The 3,660-nt window shown below is 72.0% G+C and carries 1 protein-coding gene; it reads right to left on the bottom strand.

Annotated features, from left to right (window positions below; genetic code table 11):
• Positions 1-3,660, bottom strand: a 3,660-nt coding sequence (locus ACWCSV_RS34435; RefSeq protein ID WP_451149181.1) for an SDR family oxidoreductase, incomplete at both ends; no start/stop codon positions are given.

Genomic DNA, 3,660 nt, shown 5'->3' with positions numbered 1-3,660 from the left:
GACCCCAACCACAACGGCCGCTCACCCGAACGCTCCTGGCCGTAGGTCGCCAACAGCGCACCCGCCTCGATCGGGTCACCCAACTCCGTACCCGTGCCATGCGCCTCCACCACGTCCACATCCGCCGCCGACACCTGTGCATTCGCCAACGCCGCGCGGATGACTCGCTGTTGCGAGGGACCGTTGGGGGCCGTGAGGCCGTTGGACGCACCGTCCTGGTTGATCGCACTGCCTCGCACGACACCGAGTACCCGGTGACCGTTGCGGCGTGCGTCGGAGAGGCGTTCCAGTACCACGATGCCGACGCCTTCGCCCATGGCCATGCCGTCCGCGCCCTCACCGAAGGCTCTGCAGCGGCCGCTCGGCGACAGGGCCCGCAGTCGCGAGAACCCGACGAACTCGTCCGGGTCGGCCATCACCGTCACACCACCGGCCAACGCCACCGTGCACTCGCCCGACCGCAACGCCTGCACCGCCTGGTGCAGCGCCACCAACGACGACGAACACGCCGTGTCCACCGTCATCGCCGGACCCACCAGGCCCAGCGCGTAGGAGATCCGACCCGACAGCACGCTCATCGCCGTCCCGGTCATGCGGTGCCCTTCGGACCCCGCGGTCTCCTCCACCACACTGAGATACGTCGACCGTGCCGCGCCGACGAAGACGCCGGTCGGGGAGCCGTGGAGCGACTGCGGGTCGATCCCCGCACGCTCGATCGCCTCCCAGGAGGTCTCCAGCAACAGCCGCTGCTGCGGATCCATCGCCAGCGCCTCACGCGGACTGATCCCGAAGAACCCCGCGTCGAACTCCGCGGCACCGGTCAGGAAGCCGCCCTCGACGACATAGGTCTTGCCCTCGGCGTCCGGGTCCGGGTCGAACAGTCCCTCGGTGTTCCAGCCGCGGTCCACGGGGAAGCCGCCGATGGAGTCGCCGTGCTCGGCCAGGAGTGTCCAGAGATCCTCGGGGGTCCGGATCCCGCCGGGGTACCGGCAGGACATGCCGACGATCGCGATCGGTTCCGCCGGGGCCGCGACTGCGGCGGGCGCCGCGGCGGTTCCGTCCGCCGGCTCGGATCCGAACAGTCGGGAGAGGATCTCCTCGGCCAGGGCGGCCGGGTTGGGGTGGTCGAAAACGGCCGTGGCCGGCATTCGGACGCCGGCCACGCCATTGATCCGGTTGCGGAGTTCGACGGCGGTGAGCGAGTCGAAGCCCATCTCGCGGAAGGCGCGGGTGGTGGGTACTTCGGCCGCGGTGCCGTGGCCGAGGACGGCGGCGGCGTGCCCGCAGACCAGTTGCACCACCGAGCGGCGCCGCTCGGACGGGGTCAGGCCTGCGAGCTCCCGGGACAGTTCGCCGGCGTGCTGTTCCGGTTGCGCCGACCGGATGGCCGGGCCGTCGTCCTCCTGCTCCCGGGCCTCGGGGATGGCGTCCAGCAGCGGACGTCGGCGCGCCGCGCGGAACACCGGCGCGAACTTCTCCCACGTGACGTCGGCGAGCGCGATGAACGTCTCGTCGTCCGCGAGCGTCTGGTCCAGGGCCGTCAGCGCCCGTTCGGTCTCGAGGAAGTTCATCCCCTGCCGTCGGAGACGCCGGGGCGTCACCCGGCCAGGGCTGTGGTCCATCAGGTCGTCGACCGCGTCCCAGTCCCGCGAGTCCCAGACGCCCCAGGCGATCGACGTCCCCGGCAGCCCCCGGGCCCGGCGGTCCTCCGCGAGACCGTCCAGGAAGGCGTTCCCGGCGGCGTACGGGCCGTGGTCGTTGCTCCCCCAGGTCGCCGAGATCGACGAGAACAGCACGAACTCGTCCACGTCCAGGCCGGCCGTCGCCTCGTCGAGGTACGTGGCCCCGGCCGCCTTCGCGCTGAGGGCCGCCGCCAAGCCCTCTCTCGTGGTGTCCTCGACCCGTGCCAGATAGCCGGTGTTGGCCGAATGCAGCACGGTGGACAGCCCCGGTCCGGAGGCTTCGATCCACGCGATCAGGTCGGTGACGTCACGACGGTCTCCGGTGTCGCAGCTGACGACGTCGACGGTCGTGCCGGCGGCCGCCATCGAGGCCGCGAGTTCCACTGCCCCTTCCGCGGAGGGACCTGAACGGCTTGTCAGCACCACGCGCCCGGTGTCCCGCTCGGAGAGCCAGCGCGCTACGCAGGCGCCGATCGAGCCCGTACCGCCGGTCAGCAGCACGGTGCCGCGCGCTCGCCAGGGAGCGCGGCCGGCCGGCCGCGGTTCGGCCCGCACCAGGCGGCGCGCAAGGGTGCCGGAGGAGCGCAGGGCGACCTGGTCCTCCGCGCCGTCGGCGAGGACCGCGGCGAGCCGGGCACCGGTCCGTGCGTCGAATTCCGGCGGCAGATCGACCAACCCGCCCCATTGGTCAGGGAGTTCCATGCCGATGACCCGGCCCATGCCCCACAGCTGGGTCTGCACGGGGGCGGTCGTCACCTCGTCCGGTCCGGTCTGCACCGCGCCCCTGGTCAGCAGCCACAAGGGCGCGTCGACACCGGCCGCACGCAGCGCCTGGACCAGGTCGACGGTCGTGGCGGTCCCGCGCGGGATCCACGGGTATGCCGGGTCTTCTCCCTGCTCCAGTGCCAGCAGGGACACCACGCCCGACACCGTCCTGGTGGCCACCTCGCCAAGGGTCTCGACGCCGGTGCGGACGACGTCCGCACCGTGGTCGGCAAGCGAGCGGGCGCACGCGTCGGCGATGTCCCCCTCACCTACGAGCAGCCAGGTGCCCGACAGGACGGCCGGGCCGGTCTCGGCGACCGGCTGCCACCGGATCCGGTACCGCCAGTCGTCGACGCCCGCCGCGCTCGCGGACCGGGAGGGGACGGCAGGCCAGTACCGCTCGCGCTGGAACGCGTAGGTCGGCAACTCCACCGCCGTGCCCGTACCAAGCACAGCCGTCCAGTCGACGGCCGCGCCCCCTGTGTACGCCTCGGCAAGCGAGGTCAGCAGCCGTTCGGCGCCACCGTCGTCCCGCCGCAACGTACCCACCACCACCGGGGCCCGCTCGTCCAGGGCATCCCCGATCGCCGGCGTCAGCACCGGGTGCGGGGACACTTCCACGAACGCGCCGTGGCCCGCCTCGCCCAGGAGCCGGATCGCCCGCTCGAACTCCACCGTCTCCCGGAGCGACGCGTACCAGTAGGCGGGGTCGAGCTCCGGACCCGCCAGCCACTCTCCGGTCAGCGCCGAGATCATCGGAACCCGCGCCTCGGTCGGTGCGATGCCCTCCAGGACGGCGAGGATCTCCTCCCGGAGCTGATCCACGTGCGCACTGTGCGAGGCGTAGTCCACCGGAATCATCCGCGCACGCGGCGACTCCCCACACGAATCAGCCAGTTCACGCAACGCGTCCGCATCACCGGACACCACCGTCGACGCCGGACCATTCACCGCCGCCACCGACAACCTCGTGCCGTACGACGCGATCCTCCGGCGCACACCTTCCACCGGCTCAGCGATCGACAACATCCCACCCCGACCCGCCAACGCCGTCAGAGTCCGACTCCGCAGAGCCACCACCTTCGCCGCATCATCGAGGGACAAAATCCCCGCCACCGCAGCCGCCGCGATCTCGCCCTGCGAATGACCCACCACCGCATCCGGCGACACACCCGCCGCCTCCCACACCGCGGCCAGCGACACCATCACCGCC

The sequence above is a fragment of the Streptomyces sp. NPDC001770 genome (genome assembly GCF_053596135.1).
Note: the sequence above shows the minus strand (reverse complement) of the source record. Positions and strands in the feature narration are given on the sequence as shown.